The sequence below is a fragment of the Paracerasibacillus soli genome (genome assembly GCF_042432965.1).
Taxonomy (GTDB): Bacteria; Bacillota; Bacilli; order Bacillales; family Amphibacillaceae; genus Paracerasibacillus; species Paracerasibacillus soli.
Map to the genome: position 1 here is coordinate 1 of NZ_JBHLWL010000013.1, position 16,552 is coordinate 16,552.

Sequence of the window (16,552 nt, forward strand, 5' to 3'; positions counted from 1 at the left end):
GGGAACGGTTCATGTTTATGAAGGAGATGAAGTTATTACGGAAGTTGAGGGGATAGGTTCATTAAGAAGCACGATTAAATCCGATACATTTTTTGCAAGAATATAAATCTTCATGTACTTACTTCAAAGGGGATAAATCCTATAAAGTTCGCTACGTATGCTTAAACACGCTGATTGGAGTTTCTTTTTAAGTTTGGAGGGTGATGCATATGCCACATATCACGATAGAATTTACGGAGAATTTAAGGAAAGAGGGCAAGATTCTAGAACTATTGAAAAAAGTAAACAATTCATTTATCGAAATGAATGATACCTTTCCAATTGGTGGAATTCGTTCCAGAGCGATAGGTTTAACAGATTATGTAATAGCCGATGGTACCGGTCAAGCGGATGCTTTTGTCCATGTTATAGTTAAAATTGGCACAGGACGGTCGGAGCATATCAAAAAGTTATTAGGTGAGAAACTATTTACAATCATTACGAACCATTTCGAATCCATTTTTCCTACACGACCGTTAGCATTATCAATGGAATTAAACGAATTACCCATATTCACTTATCGTAAAAATAATATTCATCAGCGGTATAAGAAATCGTAGAAATGATACCTACCGACGCAAAATAAGAGTATGTGATAGAACTGCTTAGCACGTCTTGTATTGCTAAATTAGTAAGGATTATGATCATGAATTTGTGTATGAAAGAGCTTCCTACAACCCCCCGTATCAAGCGTCACGGGGGATTTTAAAGTCATAAGTGGAGAATCAATGGATGCGGATTGAAGTTTTACTTTAAAAGCAATTATGCTATATTGATTAAAGTAACTGATGTTGTAAGGGAGTTCTTTCATTTATGAGTAGTGAATTAGCAAAAGATAAAACAGAGAAATATTATCGGACAATGCTATTAATAGGAATTATTCTTGTAGCGTTTAACTTAAGGCCAGCCATTACCTCTGTTGGGCCGCTAATTGGTATGATACGTGATGATATTGGACTTTCCAACTGGAGTGCTGGCTTATTAACGAGCTTACCATTAATTGCATTTGCGATGATGTCACCAATTATTCCAAAAGTAGGTAATCGCTATACGAATGAACGTGTATTAGTGGTTGGCATGCTTGTACTATTGATTGGAATTAGTATTCGTTCTATCTCGTTTATGGTTTTAATTTTTACTGGTACATTTTTGATAGGTGTAGGAATAGCTGTTTGTAACGTATTGCTTCCAGGGGTAATCAAAGAAAAGTATCCCCAAAAAGTAGGATTAATGACAAGTGTTTATTCTACTGCAATGGGAATCTTTGCTGCAACCGCATCAGGTCTCAGTGTGCCAATTGCGAGTGGTTTAGGGTTAGGATGGAATGTTGCATTACTCGTTTGGGTAATTCCAGCAGCATTTGGTATCGCTATTTGGATCTTCTTAGCAAGAGCAAATCAAAATAATCCTCAAGTAGAAATGACCTATGTAAAAAGTGAAACAAAGATGTGGAAGAATGCTTTAGCGTGGCAAGTAGCGCTTTTTATGGGATTACAGTCTACATTATTTTACATTACAATTTCATGGCTTCCTGAAATCTTACATAATTATGGTGCTACGCTTGGGCAAGCGGGCTGGTTATTATCTTTGACACAGTTTATTGGATTACCAGCTAGTTTCTTTGTACCTGTTATTGCTAGCCGATATCGTTCGCAAGGATGGATGGTTCTTCTCATGACAGGTTTTGCAATTACAGGTTTTAGTGGATTACTATTTGGTGAGTCTACTTTTGTTATGTATATCAGTATATTTTTAATCGGCATTGCCTTAAGTGGAAATTTTGCTTTAGCACTGATGTTTTTAGGGTTACGAGCGAGAAATGCGCAGCAGGCAGCAGAATTATCTGGCATGGCACAATCATTAGGCTATATATTAGCAGCTATTGGACCAGTATTTGTTGGACTATTACATGATTTAACGAATGATTGGGTAATGCCACTTGTTCTATTAATTGTCATTGCTTGTTTTATTTTAATCTTTGGATATAATGCGGGAAGAAATCGTTATGTGTAAATTAGTGTGGGCGACTTGTTAAGTGCGAGAAGCGGCTAGAACATGACTAATTAATAATAAAAAGCAGAAATGGTTCTGAAGTCGACTTGAACCGGCCCTGTCTAATTGATGGGGGCTGTTCAGCTACGATAATCAGAACCATTTTTTATGGTTTGCAATTTAATCAAGAAATAGAAATAATCATGCGGCATTTGGAATACATCTAAGAGACGCTTGTTGTCCCTTAAAAACTTGCTACTTAATAAACTTTCATGAATCTATTCTGAAGTAACTGTTTATAGTGCTTTGTTCGTTGTTTACTTCAGATTACTTGGGAATGTATGAATATCAATTCCCCAAACAACTGGAAGTAGAAAGTAAATAGCGACAGTGAGTAAAAAGACACCAATTATGTTTAATGCAAAACCGGCTTTGGCCATATCAGGTATGCGTAAATAGCCCGAACCAAATACTACAGCATTTGGTGGGGTTGCAACAGGTAACATAAAGGCACAAGATGCAGCAACTCCTGCTGCAATCATAACTGTATAAGGATGTATGCCAAGCGCTAAAGCTAAAGCAGCCATTATAGGATACATCATATTAGCAGTTGCTGTATTTGAAGTGATTTCGGTAAGAAAAATAACAAGCCCTGTAACGATTAAAAGTACAATGATAGTTGGTACGCCCTGTAATGATGTTAGTTGTGTACCAATCCATGTGGATAAACCTGATTCAGTAAATCCAGCAGCAATTGCTAAACCACCGCCAAACAATAGGAGTATCCCCCAAGGTAGTTTAATAGCTGTCTTCCAATCCATTAAAAAATCACCAATTTTATTCTTAGCTGGAATGATAAAAAGTATTAATCCAGCAGCAATAGCAATCGTTGTATCCCCAATATTTGGTATAAACTTTTCCAATATAAATGTACGTGAAATCCATGCTAAAGCAGTTAATGTAAAGATAACAAATACGGCTTTTTCTTCATAACTAGCCTTACCAAGATTTTTCTTTTCCACTTGAATAATTTCTTTACCACCAGGAAGCGCTTTCATTTTCTGCGGATAAGCAAATTTAACTAAGTATACCCATGTAATGAAAATAAATACCCAAGCAATCGGTAAGCCAAATAGCATCCATTGCGCAAAGGATATTTCAATACCATACATTTCCTTTATCATTCCAGCCAAAGCAGCATTAGGTGGTGTACCAATTAATGTTGCAACGCCACCTAGGGATGCGGAATAGGCAATACCTAGCATGAGCGCTTTTCCAAAACCAAAGTTTTCTTTACTCGTATCAATTGTTGGATCATTTTTTAAAGCCTCAGATACTTGATAAATAATTGCTAATCCAATTGGAACCATCATCATGGCAGTAGCAGTGTTGGAAATCCACATGGAAAGAAATCCAGTTGCAACCATGAAACCAAGAATAATATTATTCGTGTTTGTCCCAATTACTGAAATGATATTTAAAGCGATTCTTTTATGAAGATTCCATTTTTCTAAAGCTAATGCTACGATAAATCCCCCCATAAATAAGAAGACGATGTCACTCCCATATGACGCGGTAGTTACTTTTGTATCGAGTCCACCAGTCAACGGAAATAATACAATTGGTAACAAGGATGTTGCTGGAATTGGAATGGCCTCCGTCATCCACCATACAGCAATCCATATTGTACTTGCTAAAATTGCAACCCCTTCTTTAGATAATCCTTCAGGTGAAAAAAAGAGTAATGTTAATACAAATAATAAAGGCCCTAATATGAACCCGACAAATTGAGCGGGTTTGTATGGTCGTTTTTTTCCACCTCCATTTTGTTCACTAGGTGCTGCCCCTTTGCTCCTTTGATGAAGCCCCTTTTCTTTTGTAGGCGTGACGAAAAAGGAAAATAAATCTTTTATTTCATCATGCTTTTTCCAGAGCCACGACCATGTACTTGCTATATTCATTTTCTCTTCCCCCTTTTGCCTTTATTATAAGCATAAAATTATAAATTGAAAAGGCTGATTTTTATATTAAAGATATACAATTCAGTTAAAAGTTTTTGACTATCTAACCTTTTCACATGCCTTTTCCATGAATGACTAAATATAGATATGATATGCTTAACAAGAAATAGAGATAAATTGTTCATTGTGGAGGAGAAGACCAGATGAAAAGGCTATTATTAACAGGGTTTGAACCTTTTTTAGAACACCCAATTAACCCTACCGCAGAAATTGTAGAACAATTAACAGGCAAGGAACTTCATCAATTTCATATTATTGGTGAAACGTTGTCAGTTGATTTTTCTAAAACAGGCGCTCAAATGATTCAATTCATTAAAATGCATGAGCCTGACGCGATTATTTCACTCGGACTAGCAGCAGGGAGAAAAGAGGTAACAGTGGAACGTATTGCCATTAATTGTAATGATGGCCCAAAAGATAATCGCGGTTATGAACCAAATGGTGAAAAAATTACAGAAGCTGGCCCAGATGGCTATTTCTCAACGTTGCCAATAAAGGCAATCGTTGACCAATTACATGAAAAACAACTACCTGCCTCCATATCAAATAGTGCAGGTACCTATTTATGTAATCATGTCATGTATCAATCGTTACATTATACAAAAGAACATCAGTTGAATTGCCCAACTGGATTTATTCATTTACCAGCAAACCATACACTAGCATTAACAAAGTCAATGCCAAGCTGGTCACAAGAAGATTTACATCGGGCTGTTGAAGTTATTATCCATAGTGTATCAAGAATGTTTTCATGATATTTATCATGAAAACAATAACGATTGGAAAATAAGAAAAACCTTTATTGAATAGATACGAGAAATAGATTAAACTAATTTAATGGTTCATAATTTAATCAGTTAGAATGAGAGATGATGGATATGCCAAAGTACATTTGGATCCTAGTTGTCGCTACGACAATTAATGTTACGGGAGGATCCTTTCTATGGCCATTAAATACAATTTATATGCATAATGAGCTCGGGAAAAGTTTAGCTTTTGCAGGAGCAATTTTAATGTTGAATCAGGCTGCCGTAATCATGGGGAATTTAATAGGAGGCGTCTTGTTTGATAAGTTTAGTCCATATAAAACGATATTATATGCAACGATATTAGTCATGACTGCATCGGTATTTTTATCGTTTAAACATGATATTCTAACTTATTCAATCATGCTTGTTTTAATTGGATTTGGTACAGGTACAACATGGCCCGTCATGTTCGCCATGGCTGGATCAGTTTGGCCTGAAGGTGGCAGGCGGACATTTAATGCGATTTATGTTGCACAAAACTTAGGTGTAGCGTTAGGAGCTACGATGGGTGGTTATGTTGCAAGTATTTCTTTTGATTATATATTTATCGCAAATGCATCACTTTTTGTAGTATTTTTCTTTTTTGTTTTGTTTTTATTTAAAGGGATGGATAAAGAGCGTGATCGGCAAATGCATACTTCTGTTATTGAACAGAGTAAGAAAATTAAGGATCATGGTGCTTTTCGGTCATTACTCATATTGTCATCTGGGTTTTTAGTCGCATGGCTTGTGTATAGCCAGTGGCAAACGACGATTGCATCACATACACAAACGATTGGTATTCCACTGGAACAGTATAGCTTTTTATGGGCAATAAATGGTTTTTTAATTGTCTTGGGCCAACCAATTTTAAAACTGGTGAAATGGCAATCGCAAAAAACTTATATATATGTTGGGACTACTATTTTCATTGGCTCATTTATCATTGCGATGGCAGCAGATAAATTTGTTATGTTTGCAGTCGCAATGGTTATATTAACGATAGGAGAAATGCTCGTTTGGCCAGCGATTCCTACTTTGGCAAATGAGTTAGCTCCTCGTGGACGCGAAGGTTTTTATCAAGGTTTTATAAATAGTGTAGCAGCGGCAGGGCGAATGATTGGACCTATCTTAGGTGGATTTATCGTAGATTATTTTAATATTAAATTACTATTTTTTATTATTCTTTTTGTATTAGTAATCCCGTTTATTTCGACATTTCTCTTCGACCGTGGTTTGCGGAAAGAGAAACAAACAACATAGTATAAAGGGAGGATTCCATGACTACTGTAAAATTAATTGCGTTAGATATGGATGGAACATTATTAAATGAAGATGATATCATAACAGATTTCACTAAAAATGCAATCAAAGATGCACTTGAAAAAGGAGTTCACGTTGTACTTAGTACGGGGAGATGGTTAGGAAATAGTTATCCATATGCGGAGGAACTAGGCTTAACTTCCTACCTCATAACTGTTAATGGTGGACAAATTTGGACGATGGATAAGGAATTGGTAGAAGAGCATCTATTAGAAACAAAGAAACTTGAACAAATGCACTATTTAGCAAGGGAAATGGGTGTTGATTCATGGATGGTTGCTACAGATGGTGTGTTTCGTAATATCTTACCGAATGATTATTTGGAGCGTAAATGGTTGAAATTTGGTTGTCATACGGATGATGCAGATAAACTCGAAAAGATTATCCAAGAACTTTCCCATGATGATACATTGGAACTAACAAATTCTATGCCAAACAATATTGAAGTAAACCCAATTGGTGTTCATAAAGCGAGTGCGCTACGAAAGGTTTGTGCAAAATTAGGGTTTTCGATGGAAAATGTATTAGCATGTGGAGATAGTTTAAATGATATGAAAATGATACAGGAAGCGGGAATTGGTGTTGCTATGGGCAATGCACAAGAAGCAATAAAAAATGCTGCCGACTATGTAACAGACCACCATAATCACGATGGCGTTGGGAAGGCTATTGCGAAGTTTGTCCTATAAAAATAATTTAATCGACATGTTTCGAAACATCGTCCTCTTTCTTTGTTATTCAAAAAGAGGTATAATAGAAATAGAATCTTGAAAGGGGATGTATGCCATGTCATTTTCCCGTGGACCAAAAGAACCGTTACCGAAAGTAGATACGAATGTATGGGCTTGTACGAATGATGATTGTAACGGCTGGATGCGTGAATCACTTAGTTTTGAAAAAGACCCAGAATGCCCACTTTGTAAATCAGAAATGAAACAGGAAGTTCGAGTACTTCCAGAACTTGAATAATATATACACGGAAAAATCACGTTGCATGCACAACGAATTTTTTTAACTAGGTGTATGATTACTGCATGATGAACCCTGAAACTATGAAAAATTAGCTTTCAGGGTTTTTATTTTATGGAAAAAATGTCATAAGAGACAAATGCACCAAAACGAAACGTATACATAAACTAATGAATAAACACCATACGTATTTTGAAAAAGGAAGTGTTTTTTTGAAAAGGCAATTTTCTTATTATGTGAGTGGCAATACTGCGGATGGTTATGTGAATTTTATTGAATCAAATTTAAAGGGAATTGCACAGATTTATGTGTTACACCATCCTTCTAGTTATATTAAAACGGAACTACTGCAAAGTTTTTTACAAACACAAGCTGAAGATGATGTAGAGGTTTTATTAAGTCCTTTGGGCGAGGAATATTTAGATGGGGTTATTAACCGTAAAAAGTCTGTAGCTGTCATCATAGCGGAAATATCAGGACCAATCTTATCCCAGGCAACGTTAATCAATCTTGAAGACGATATACCTACGAGTGAAGAGGGGAAACATGATCTTCAATCACTACAGTATCAATTTAATAAAAGGATGCAAGAGGCTTATGAACAGTTTGCTACAGGACTAAAGATACATGATAAATTAGAAGGTATTTTTATTGGGGAAATGGATTTTGCGAAGGCAGACGAAATAGCAGAGCAGTTTATACATGATTTATTAAAAGATGAAGAAAAGAAAGAAAAACAATCACAACAGTATCATCGGCTTTTCGGCACAAATACAAAAGAAGGTGCAGTAAATATTGTCCCTACCCTATTAAAAGATTTAAAGAAAAGTTATTTTATAAAAGGAAGAGCGGGAACGGGTAAGTCTACTTTTATGAAAAAAGTATTAGCAGCATGTGAGGATTACGGATTTGATCTCGAATTATACCATTGTAGTTTTGATCCAAATAGTATTGATATGGTCTTAGTAAGGGAACTTGGATTTTGTATTTTTGATAGTACTGATCCACATGAATTTTTCCCCTCACGTAAAGGGGAGGAAACGATTGATATGTATAAAGAAACGGTTAAAGATGGGACAGATGAAAAATATGCGGAAGAAATAGCTGCTGTTACGAAAGAATATAAATCCCATATGAAACAAGGCATTGCAAAGATAAAAGAAGCTGATATTTATGTACAGCAAATAAATGAAAAGTTTACGCTATCTGAAAATGAGATGAATCAGCTCAGTGAAAGCGTCTTACAAAAAATAAATAAATAAATTATCGCCATAAATTGGCGATTTTTTTATGTTCACATCTTTCATTTGGTCGAAAAATCCCGAAATATAGGATGAATTTACGTTTCCATGATTGTTTTGCTCTGTTCATTAAAATAAATGTCTAAAAAATGTTCTTGTAATTTCTGAGTATTTGTTGTAAAATTAATTAACTGAAAATTTACATTATAGGAGGTGGATAAATGGTAACGGTTAAATTATTAAAACCATATTATATTAAAACTGATGAACAAACAGTAAGGGTCGTATTAGCTTATCAATATTTTACATTACTAATTAATCAGCGAGTTTTTCAGTTCATCCCTATTGAAGAAAAGGAAATTCGGGTAAGTCGGGAAAATGGAAAAATAGAAAACATCCATGACCGATTTGCTTTTCAAAATGGGAAAACAGTCATTTATATGTCTTTGGTAGAATTAATATCCGCCCCAAACTTTCTTAACCATCTACATTCTATTGCGCAACCATATATTCAATCAGAGGAAACAAAAAGCGTTACTTTAAAAGAAGAAACGGAACAAATAATAAAAGTTTTGGAAGAAAGAAATTTAAAGCGAATGATTGATCAAGCGTTAGACGAGCGAAATAAAGTGTTATTTGATCAATTAGTGAAGTTACTTTAAAAAAGCGAAGCAAATATCATCCGATATGCTTCGCTTCTCTTAGTATTTACTATTTCTTTTTGATACTCTTCATTAAGTTTGTTACCTTTTCGACGGTATAAGAACTACCACCGCGGTCTTCTGTATGTTCGACCATCATTGCTATTAATAAATCTTGATCTTTTGTTGGATAAGCAACAAACCAACCATTTTCTGCGCCACTTTCACCTGCTGACAATTTTAATTCTGCCGTTCCTGTCTTACCGGAAATTTCAAATGGAGCATTTTGTGCCTTTTTCGCCGAACCATTTGTTACGACTTTACGTAATGCCTGTTGCATAAGTGATATATCATCAGATGATAATAAGTCCTTCTTCCAAATTTGACTTTTTTCTTCTGAGAGTAGCAACGTTGGCTTTATCATATTTCCTTTATTTAAAAAGATTGTATAAGCACTCGCTAAATGTAATGAACTTAATTCAATCTCTCCTTGCCCGTAACTTGTGTTCGCTAAGAGTACTTCATTATCAATGGATCCTGTTGACGAAATAGAAGAGGCTTTAATTGGGTACGTATAATTGAAATCTTCCCCAATTCCAAAATCCTTTAGTCCAGAAGTATATGCCTTGCTTCCCATTTTAACTGCTTGCATTGCAAAGTAAATATTATCGGATCGAACGAGTGCATCAGTAAGGTCAACTGGTTTTGAAGAGCTGGAAACACGGCGTACTTTATAATCACCCCATCCTTTTCCATTACTCCATGTTAAACCATTAATTTCTATTCCTTCATTTGGTTTAATCGAGCCGTTTTTCAAACCAATAGCACTTGTAATTGGTTTAAGACTTGATCCTGGAGCATATGTTGCTGCAAAGCGATTGACCATTGGTTTATTCGGATCATTTTGTAATTCATCCCATTTAGATTGGGTAATACCATAAACCATTTCATTCGGATCAAAAGATGGACTACTAACTAGTGCTAGTGTTTCTCCTGTTTTTGGGTCCATGACTGCAGCAGTACCGGCATCTCCATCATATTGATTGAAGGCTTTCTCCTGGATATTAATATCAATTGTCAGTTGGATGGTTTCTCCATTTTTAACAGGCTTATCAGCGAGTACTATTTCATCGTCTTCATCATTTTCATCTTGATTTTCCTTTTTTATATAAATCTTCGCGCCGGGTTCACCTTTTAATTGTTTTTCATAAAGCTTTTCAATCCCGCTCTTACCAATCACATCATTTTCTTTATACCCTTTGGACTTTTCTAAGTCTTCTGAAGTGACATTTCCAACATATCCAACAAGATGTGCTGCAGCCTTACCTGAAGGGTATACTCTGCCCTTTACTCCATTTCCAAGCACACCTGGAATAGACCATAATTGATTTAATAGGCTATCATCTGTTTTTGGTACTATTTTTAGAGGTATAAAATGGTCAGGCTCGACCCAACTAGCATTAAGTTTTTTATCAATCGATTCCACAGATATATTTAACAGCGAAGCGATTTTCTTTTTGTTGTTTGTCGCGTTGTCACCAAGCTTTTCAGGTACAATTCCAATTTCCCATACATCATCATTTAGTGCGAGTGGCATTCGATTGCGATCTAATATTTCACCACGAGTTGGCTCAATCGTATCTAGTCCTATTTGTCCGCCATCTTTTAAATCCGGGAAGATAAATCCAGGATCCCATTGTAGCGACCATTCTTTTTCATCATCATCACCTTGCTCGATAAAAGTTGCTTTATATGAAAAAGAGATAGGGCCCGCAATACTATCCATTTTAACTGTAAATGGTATTGTTGCTTCCCCTTCATTACGTATAGATTTTAATTCATCATCGTCTAATTTCTGAAAGGAAATTTTTAGATTAGAGATATTTAAATCATGATATATCTTTTTATAACGATCGATATACTCCTCTGTAGGATATTTCTTTTTTGCATCGGAAGTAAGCATTTGATACATATCATCAAACTTTTGATTTTCCCATAATTTCGTATAACTTTGAAAGCGATCGTTTAATGTTTCTTTGTCTTCAGAAGAACAGGCAGAAATAAAAAGTAGTAACAACATTAGTACAAAAATCGATAAACGTTTCATTATAATGGTTCCCCCCAAACATCCAGATGTTTCATTTCTTCATTTATTATAGCACGGAATCACAACGTAATAGAAAAAAAGTCACACTGTATATAAATGTATACAGGTGACCATATGGATTTCACGGATATCTTTATTTCGCATTCATATGATTTGTAATTTCAGTTGTGACGCGATTAAATTCAGTGTCTGGTACAATATAATACCAAATCCGATTAATAATTTGACCACTACCTTTTATTTCAAGTGTTTTAATATTGTTACGTGTATTGCGATATCCGGAAAATAAAGCTTGAATACGATCTTTATTTAAATCGGTTTCTACATTACCACCTACAATATTTAAAATTTCACCGAACTTCGTGATATTTGTAAAGTTTGCACCTTTATTCATTGCAGCAACAATAACGTTACGTTGACGTTCATTTCTTCCCATGTCACCCCGTGGGTCTTGTTTACGCATGCGAATATATTTTAATGCGTCTTTCCCATTTAAATGAATATTTCCTACAGCAAAATGTTTACCACCTTGTGAGAAATCTTGATCATTTTTAACATCCACGCCTCCAATTGCGTCAATTCCTTGCTGGAATCCTTCCATGTTAATTTCTGCATAAAAATGAACAGGAAGATTGAATGCTTCTTCAACCGTTTTTACTGATAATTCGGTTCCGCCAAATGCAAATGCATGGTTAATCTTGTCCATACCGCGACCTGGAATGTTGACATACGTATCACGAGGGATACTTAACATGACCATAGAATTTGCACTAGGATTGAGAGAAAGTAGCAAGATCGTATCTGAACGGCCTTTATCTCCTTTTCGCTGGTCAACACCAAGTAAAAGAATATTAACAGATTTATTGTCACGGAAAATTGCTTCTAATTCTCTTTGGCGTTCTGGATCTTCATCCCGGGCTAATGGATTATGCATTGTTTCTAACGTATCGTTAATTTTATCCCACATATAGTAAACGACGCCACCGCCAATGAGAAATAATGCGAGCAATGTGATACCAACCCATTTTAGCCAACTACGTTTTTTGCGTTTCTTTAGTTCTTTTCTTGTCTGCACGATGTATGCTCCTCTGTTGAAAATATTCCCGATAGAATAGAAATGGAATATTTTATATCATAGTTAAAATAACGGAATAATTATACTGGATTTCATTACTTTAGTCTATGATATTTTTACAACCCTACTCATTATTTTTTTTCAACTGGCAGGGCGGTAATGATGTAGCGGTCTGGTGCGCTTCCAATGTAGGAAAAAGGATAACATGTTGTAACCGTTAAAACTTCATCTGGAGCCGTTGGTACAATTACTGTTCGGTCATCAGCACTAACAACTTTTGTGTCAACTATTTCATAAGAAAAGTCCCCATATGCTAACTGGACTGTTAGTATATCACCTAACTCTAATTCTCCCATGCGTCTGAACACTGTATCACGATGACCTGAAAGTACAATTTGATCATTTTGTAAGGGATAAGCCGTTCCGCGATAATGTCCTACACCGTGATCTAATTCGTCTTCATCTGTACCCTCAACAATGGGCAAATCTGACTCCAACTTTGGGATATGTAAAATACCAACTGTTTCTCCAGTTTCTGGATTAAACTTATTTGGAAAACTTAATTCCTTCTGATCGAGATTTTTGGATGGCTGATTACTGATGATTTCTTTTGCTTCCGTTAAACTAGCCTTTTCATTTATTTTAGTCATCACAAGTTGATAGCCACCAAAACCTAAGAAGATGAGACCTGCTAAGACGAAAAGATACGATAATTTTTTCATTTTAGTACCATGCTCCTTGTCGTATATGTTGTTTATAGTATAATAGAAAATTTTGAAAATGAAAAGGGATGTAAATGTATATGAGTCAAAAGAATCACATTGTTCACTATTGAGTACAAAGGATAAACATTATATTTAAAATAGAGAAAAGCGCCGTTATATTGAGATATAAAGAGATAAACGTTCTTAATATCGCATAAATGAGAGTATTTGGAGGTTTGCAAGATAGGATTTATAGCCTATAATCAAATTAAGATGTTCTTAATAATGAACAAATTGTTCCTAGGAAAGAACCCCTGTATGGAAAGGAGGCTAACCAAAAGGGGAATCATCATGCTTGTACATAAATGATGAAACTGAAAACGATTTAATTTAAAAAGGGAGGAAACAGTAAAATGTCAATGAAGAAAAAATTAGGAATGGGTATTGCAACAGCTGTTTTATCTGTAGGATTAATCGGTGGAGGAACATTTGCTTATTTTAGTGATACGGCAGTACAAACAAACCACTTTGCTTCAGGCACAATTGATTTATCTGTAAATCCAGAGGTTTCGGTTGATGTGAATAATTTAAAACCAGGCGATTGGATGCCGAGAAGTTTTAAATTGAAAAACGATGGTTCTCTAGATATGAAGTATGTGTCACTAAAAACAGAGTATAGTGTCACTAAAAATAATGGTGAACCTGTAAGTAATGCACTAGCAAATAAGTATGCGGACTCTATTGTAGTGCAATTCCTGAAAAATACGACTGGAGATAAGGACTACGAAGTTTTTGCGGAACTTTCTCTACTTGAGTTAAGGGATATAACTCCGGAAGATTTAGCAACTAAGATTAATAAAGATATAAAGTATATTGTATTACCGATTATAGGGAAAATTCCAGTTGGTTGGGAGTATAACAATTATCAAGGAATAAGTGCAGGAAAAACAGCAGATTTTGATGTAAAGTTTGTATTCGAAGAAACAGGTAAAAACCAAAATGATTTGCAAGACTTGAAGCTAGATCTTACTTGGACATTTGAAGGATTCCAAGAAGATGGTGAAAGAAGATAAGACCGTGTAGTTAATGACAAGGAAAGGTGATTTATTCACCTTTCCGCCATTTTGTTTTTTGTTTCAAGTATATAAGTATGAAGGAACATATATTTATATATTGGTGATAAAAAATAAAAGGCTATGTTCAGGAGGAAAGAACGATGAGAAGCACACGATTAGCAAGATATCGTAAAAGGAATCAAAAGCTTATGATATTATCAAAAGTTTTTACCATCTGTTATGCACTCATCTTTTCAGTTTCTTTACTAACATCAGATACAGAGGCTTACTTTAGTCAGAATAATAGCGTGGATGCGACAATTTCCACTGCGGAAGATTGGTGGGATCAGAGTAATCTTATGTTTATTGGGAAGGATTCAGAAGTGATTCATATATGCCCACCAACGGAAATTGCTGTAGAAATAAAAAATACAGGACAATCCATGACGAAAGAAACAACTTATGAAGTGCTATATTCTGGTCAACACGAAGCGCCAGATAAAAGTGGAAAAGAAATTACGACAGGTTCGGTTCCTTTACTTAACCAAGATGAGTCTACAATACTAACCTTTCAGGCAGAACAAGAGGGATGGTACATATTCAAAGCATATCAGCGGGAAGGTTACCAAGATAATTATGAGGAAAGGGAAATAATCTGGAGTAAACGGATTAGCGTTCATTGTGAAGAAGAAAAGTCAACTGAAGATGAAATAGCTACAGAAAGTGTAAAGCAAAAGGAGGAGACAGAGGATAAAGAATCTGATAAGGATTCGAACGAGGAATTATCTACTAAAACGACTGAACCAAATCATGATGCTAAGAGAGATGATGAAGTGGAAACAGAAGAGGAGCTAGAAAAGGAAGAAACGCACGTTGATGGAAAAAAGCATAAACAAGAGGAGCATAATCGTGCTGAACATGATAATTCTGAAGTAGCTGAAACTGAAATGGATGGTGAGGATAATTGAAGTTAGATACAATAAAAAAATGGATGAGTTCCCTTATTACAATTTTATTAGTTGTTGCGTTGAGTTTTACTATTCTTGTAGTAGTTGCATCGAAAGCTTCTGGTGGGGAACCCGAAGTGCTCGGCTATCAACTAAAAACTGTCTTGTCGGGGTCAATGGAACCTACATTTAAAACAGGTTCGATTATAGCAGTCAAACCAGTAACGGACAAAAATAACTTAAAGGCAAATGATATTATCACTTATATTGAAGAAGACGGTAAAACTGTGACACACCGTATTATTGAAGTGAACAAAAGTGGAAAAAACGTCATGTATCAGACCCAAGGTGATAATAACAATGCTCCTGACACGCGGCCTGTTTTGGCTGAAAATGTTTTGGCGAAATATAATGGATTTACAATACCTTACATCGGCTACATCGTTGATATGGCACAATCACAAAATGGTGCATTCTTACTGCTAATACCAGGAATCATTTTGCTATGCTATTCAATATTTACAATATGGCAAGCATTAAGGGAAATTGATATGTCCGAAAAAAATAACAAAGAGGAACACACACAATCTGCTTAATTATTTAAAGGGAGAGCTACATATTGAGAGATGTTCGTCGATTCATCCTATTGTTGCTTATCTTATATATTTCGTTAACTCAGGCATCACACATTTATGCAAAAGGCGAGGGCATAGATCAGAAAAATGTACAAATACAAGTTACACCACATGATGTATTTGCAATTGATAATATGAAGCCTGGTGATTGGGCTCCGAGAACAATTGAAGTTCAAAACATAGGATCAGAAGACTTTTCGTATAACATGTCGGTTCGAAATGATGGAGCTGAAAAGTTATTTAATGAATTGCTTTTAGAAGTGCTGGTAGAAAGCCAATTACTATATAAAGGAAAACTAAAAGATTTTAAACAACTTTCAGAAAGGGCACTAACTAGATCCACAAGCGAAAGTATGTCTGTAACAATACGGTTTCCAGAACATTTGGGTAATGATTTCCAGGGGCAAGAAGCGAAGTTCGCCTTCCTTTATGAAGCAAGAGGAACTTATAGCAAGGATCAAAAAGAAGTTAATGGGATAATTGATAGTGGTAACCATTCACAACAAAGCGGAAAACCAGTTCCTCATACCGCAAAAAATTTTGGACAGTTTATCTTGATTGGCTTCTGCGCGATTGTCATTGGCGTAGGGATGAATGTGAGAAGATTTAGGAGAAATAAAGTACCTAAAATGAATCAGTAGTAATGCTTGGTACGCATTTTACAAAACTAGTTATATTTTGACAAAACAAGACACCCAAATAACCTTCAATATATAGTATAGTAGGTATAAAGAAATAAAAATGTCCTAGTATTTATGTCATAAAGACACTATAGCTGCAAATATAAATAATTCAACATAGATAAATTTATTTTATAAGTAGTGATAGGGGGACGACATTTGGGGAAAACGATTGTAAAAGAGCGTTTGTTAGACGAAGAGTGGGTTAAGTTAATTAAGCTGGCAAAGTTTAGTGGCTTAACGAAAGATGAAATTAGGTTTATTCTTCAAAAGTTAAAAAATACATAACATCAATTTCTCCTTTTCCATTGGAATAGGAATAAATCCTTATAGAT

The 16,552-nt window shown here is 35.3% G+C and carries 17 protein-coding genes; 13 read left to right on the forward strand and 4 right to left on the reverse strand.

The annotated features are described in order from the left end of the window. Positions 1 to 209: 209 nt before the first annotated feature. Both ACFFIS_RS03750 and ACFFIS_RS03755 read left to right on the forward strand, forming a co-directional pair. Positions 210 to 599, forward strand: a complete 390-nt coding sequence (locus ACFFIS_RS03750) for a 5-carboxymethyl-2-hydroxymuconate Delta-isomerase (RefSeq protein WP_320379657.1) — start codon at positions 210 to 212, stop codon at positions 597 to 599. A gap of 253 nt (positions 600 to 852) precedes the next feature. Beyond that, a complete protein-coding gene (locus ACFFIS_RS03755; RefSeq protein ID WP_390186215.1) occupies positions 853 to 2,052 on the forward strand; it encodes a CynX/NimT family MFS transporter in 1,200 nt (399 codons plus the stop codon). A 296-nt stretch (positions 2,053 to 2,348) separates the two neighbouring features. Here ACFFIS_RS03755 and ACFFIS_RS03760 read toward each other — a convergent pair whose 3' ends face one another. Further along, positions 2,349 to 3,992, reverse strand: a complete 1,644-nt coding sequence (locus ACFFIS_RS03760; RefSeq protein ID WP_390186217.1) for an SLC13 family permease — start codon at positions 3,990 to 3,992, stop codon at positions 2,349 to 2,351. Between the two features lie 203 nt (positions 3,993 to 4,195). Here ACFFIS_RS03760 and ACFFIS_RS03765 point away from each other — a divergent pair, with 203 nt between their 5' ends. The 6 genes from ACFFIS_RS03765 (at position 4,196) to ACFFIS_RS03790 (ending at position 9,035) form a co-directional block, all read left to right on the forward strand. Then, a complete protein-coding gene (locus tag ACFFIS_RS03765) occupies positions 4,196 to 4,807 on the forward strand; it encodes a pyroglutamyl-peptidase I (protein WP_390186218.1) in 612 nt (203 codons plus the stop codon). Positions 4,808 to 4,930: 123 nt separating this feature from the next. Then, positions 4,931 to 6,103 (forward strand): MDR family MFS transporter, encoded by a 1,173-nt coding sequence (locus ACFFIS_RS03770; protein WP_390186220.1) that lies wholly within the window; start codon positions 4,931 to 4,933, stop codon positions 6,101 to 6,103. Between the two features lie 17 nt (positions 6,104 to 6,120). Beyond that, positions 6,121 to 6,852: a Cof-type HAD-IIB family hydrolase gene (locus tag ACFFIS_RS03775; RefSeq protein WP_390186222.1), complete on the forward strand. Its 732-nt coding sequence runs from the start codon at positions 6,121 to 6,123 to the stop codon at positions 6,850 to 6,852. Positions 6,853 to 6,949: 97 nt separating this feature from the next. Then, positions 6,950 to 7,132 carry a cold-shock protein gene (locus ACFFIS_RS03780; RefSeq protein ID WP_390186223.1) on the forward strand — a complete coding sequence of 61 codons (183 nt, stop codon included), beginning with the start codon at positions 6,950 to 6,952 and terminating at the stop codon, positions 7,130 to 7,132. Between the two features lie 212 nt (positions 7,133 to 7,344). Continuing rightward, entirely contained in the window at positions 7,345 to 8,394 is a 1,050-nt protein-coding gene (locus ACFFIS_RS03785) for a hypothetical protein (RefSeq protein ID WP_320379651.1), read from the forward strand. 200 nt (positions 8,395 to 8,594) lie between these two features. Beyond that, positions 8,595 to 9,035: an IDEAL domain-containing protein gene (locus ACFFIS_RS03790; protein ID WP_320379650.1), complete on the forward strand. Its 441-nt coding sequence runs from the start codon at positions 8,595 to 8,597 to the stop codon at positions 9,033 to 9,035. A 49-nt stretch (positions 9,036 to 9,084) separates the two neighbouring features. Here ACFFIS_RS03790 and ACFFIS_RS03795 read toward each other — a convergent pair whose 3' ends face one another. The 3 genes from ACFFIS_RS03795 to srtD all read right to left on the reverse strand — a co-directional run bounded on the left by ACFFIS_RS03795 (position 9,085) and on the right by srtD (position 12,918). After that, positions 9,085 to 11,121 carry a penicillin-binding transpeptidase domain-containing protein gene (locus tag ACFFIS_RS03795; RefSeq protein ID WP_320379649.1) on the reverse strand — a complete coding sequence of 679 codons (2,037 nt, stop codon included), beginning with the start codon at positions 11,119 to 11,121 and terminating at the stop codon, positions 9,085 to 9,087. A gap of 133 nt (positions 11,122 to 11,254) precedes the next feature. Then, a complete protein-coding gene (locus ACFFIS_RS03800; protein WP_390186226.1) occupies positions 11,255 to 12,196 on the reverse strand; it encodes an LCP family glycopolymer transferase in 942 nt (313 codons plus the stop codon). Between the two features lie 131 nt (positions 12,197 to 12,327). Beyond that, positions 12,328 to 12,918 (reverse strand): class D sortase, LPxTATN-specific, encoded by a 591-nt coding sequence (gene srtD / locus ACFFIS_RS03805; protein ID WP_320379646.1) that lies wholly within the window; start codon positions 12,916 to 12,918, stop codon positions 12,328 to 12,330. 395 nt (positions 12,919 to 13,313) lie between these two features. Between srtD and ACFFIS_RS03810 the strand changes: the two genes are divergently transcribed. The 5 genes from ACFFIS_RS03810 (at position 13,314) to ACFFIS_RS03830 (ending at position 16,505) form a co-directional block, all read left to right on the forward strand. Then, entirely contained in the window at positions 13,314 to 13,973 is a 660-nt protein-coding gene (locus ACFFIS_RS03810; protein ID WP_320379645.1) for a TasA family protein, read from the forward strand. 143 nt (positions 13,974 to 14,116) lie between these two features. Continuing rightward, positions 14,117 to 14,923 (forward strand): amyloid fiber anchoring/assembly protein TapA, encoded by an 807-nt coding sequence (gene tapA, locus ACFFIS_RS03815; protein WP_390186228.1) that lies wholly within the window; start codon positions 14,117 to 14,119, stop codon positions 14,921 to 14,923. Further along, on the forward strand, positions 14,920 to 15,498 hold the full coding sequence (gene sipW / locus ACFFIS_RS03820) for a signal peptidase I SipW (protein ID WP_320379642.1): 579 nt from the start codon (positions 14,920 to 14,922) through the stop codon (positions 15,496 to 15,498). Before tapA ends, sipW begins: the two co-directional genes overlap by 4 nt. 23 nt (positions 15,499 to 15,521) lie before the next feature. Then, a complete protein-coding gene (locus ACFFIS_RS03825) occupies positions 15,522 to 16,178 on the forward strand; it encodes a hypothetical protein (protein ID WP_320379641.1) in 657 nt (218 codons plus the stop codon). Positions 16,179 to 16,376: 198 nt separating this feature from the next. Beyond that, the gene (locus tag ACFFIS_RS03830; protein WP_320379640.1) at positions 16,377 to 16,505 is read left to right on the forward strand and encodes an anti-repressor SinI family protein; all 129 of its coding nucleotides are present in this window, start codon (positions 16,377 to 16,379) and stop codon (positions 16,503 to 16,505) included. Positions 16,506 to 16,552 lie beyond the last annotated feature (47 nt).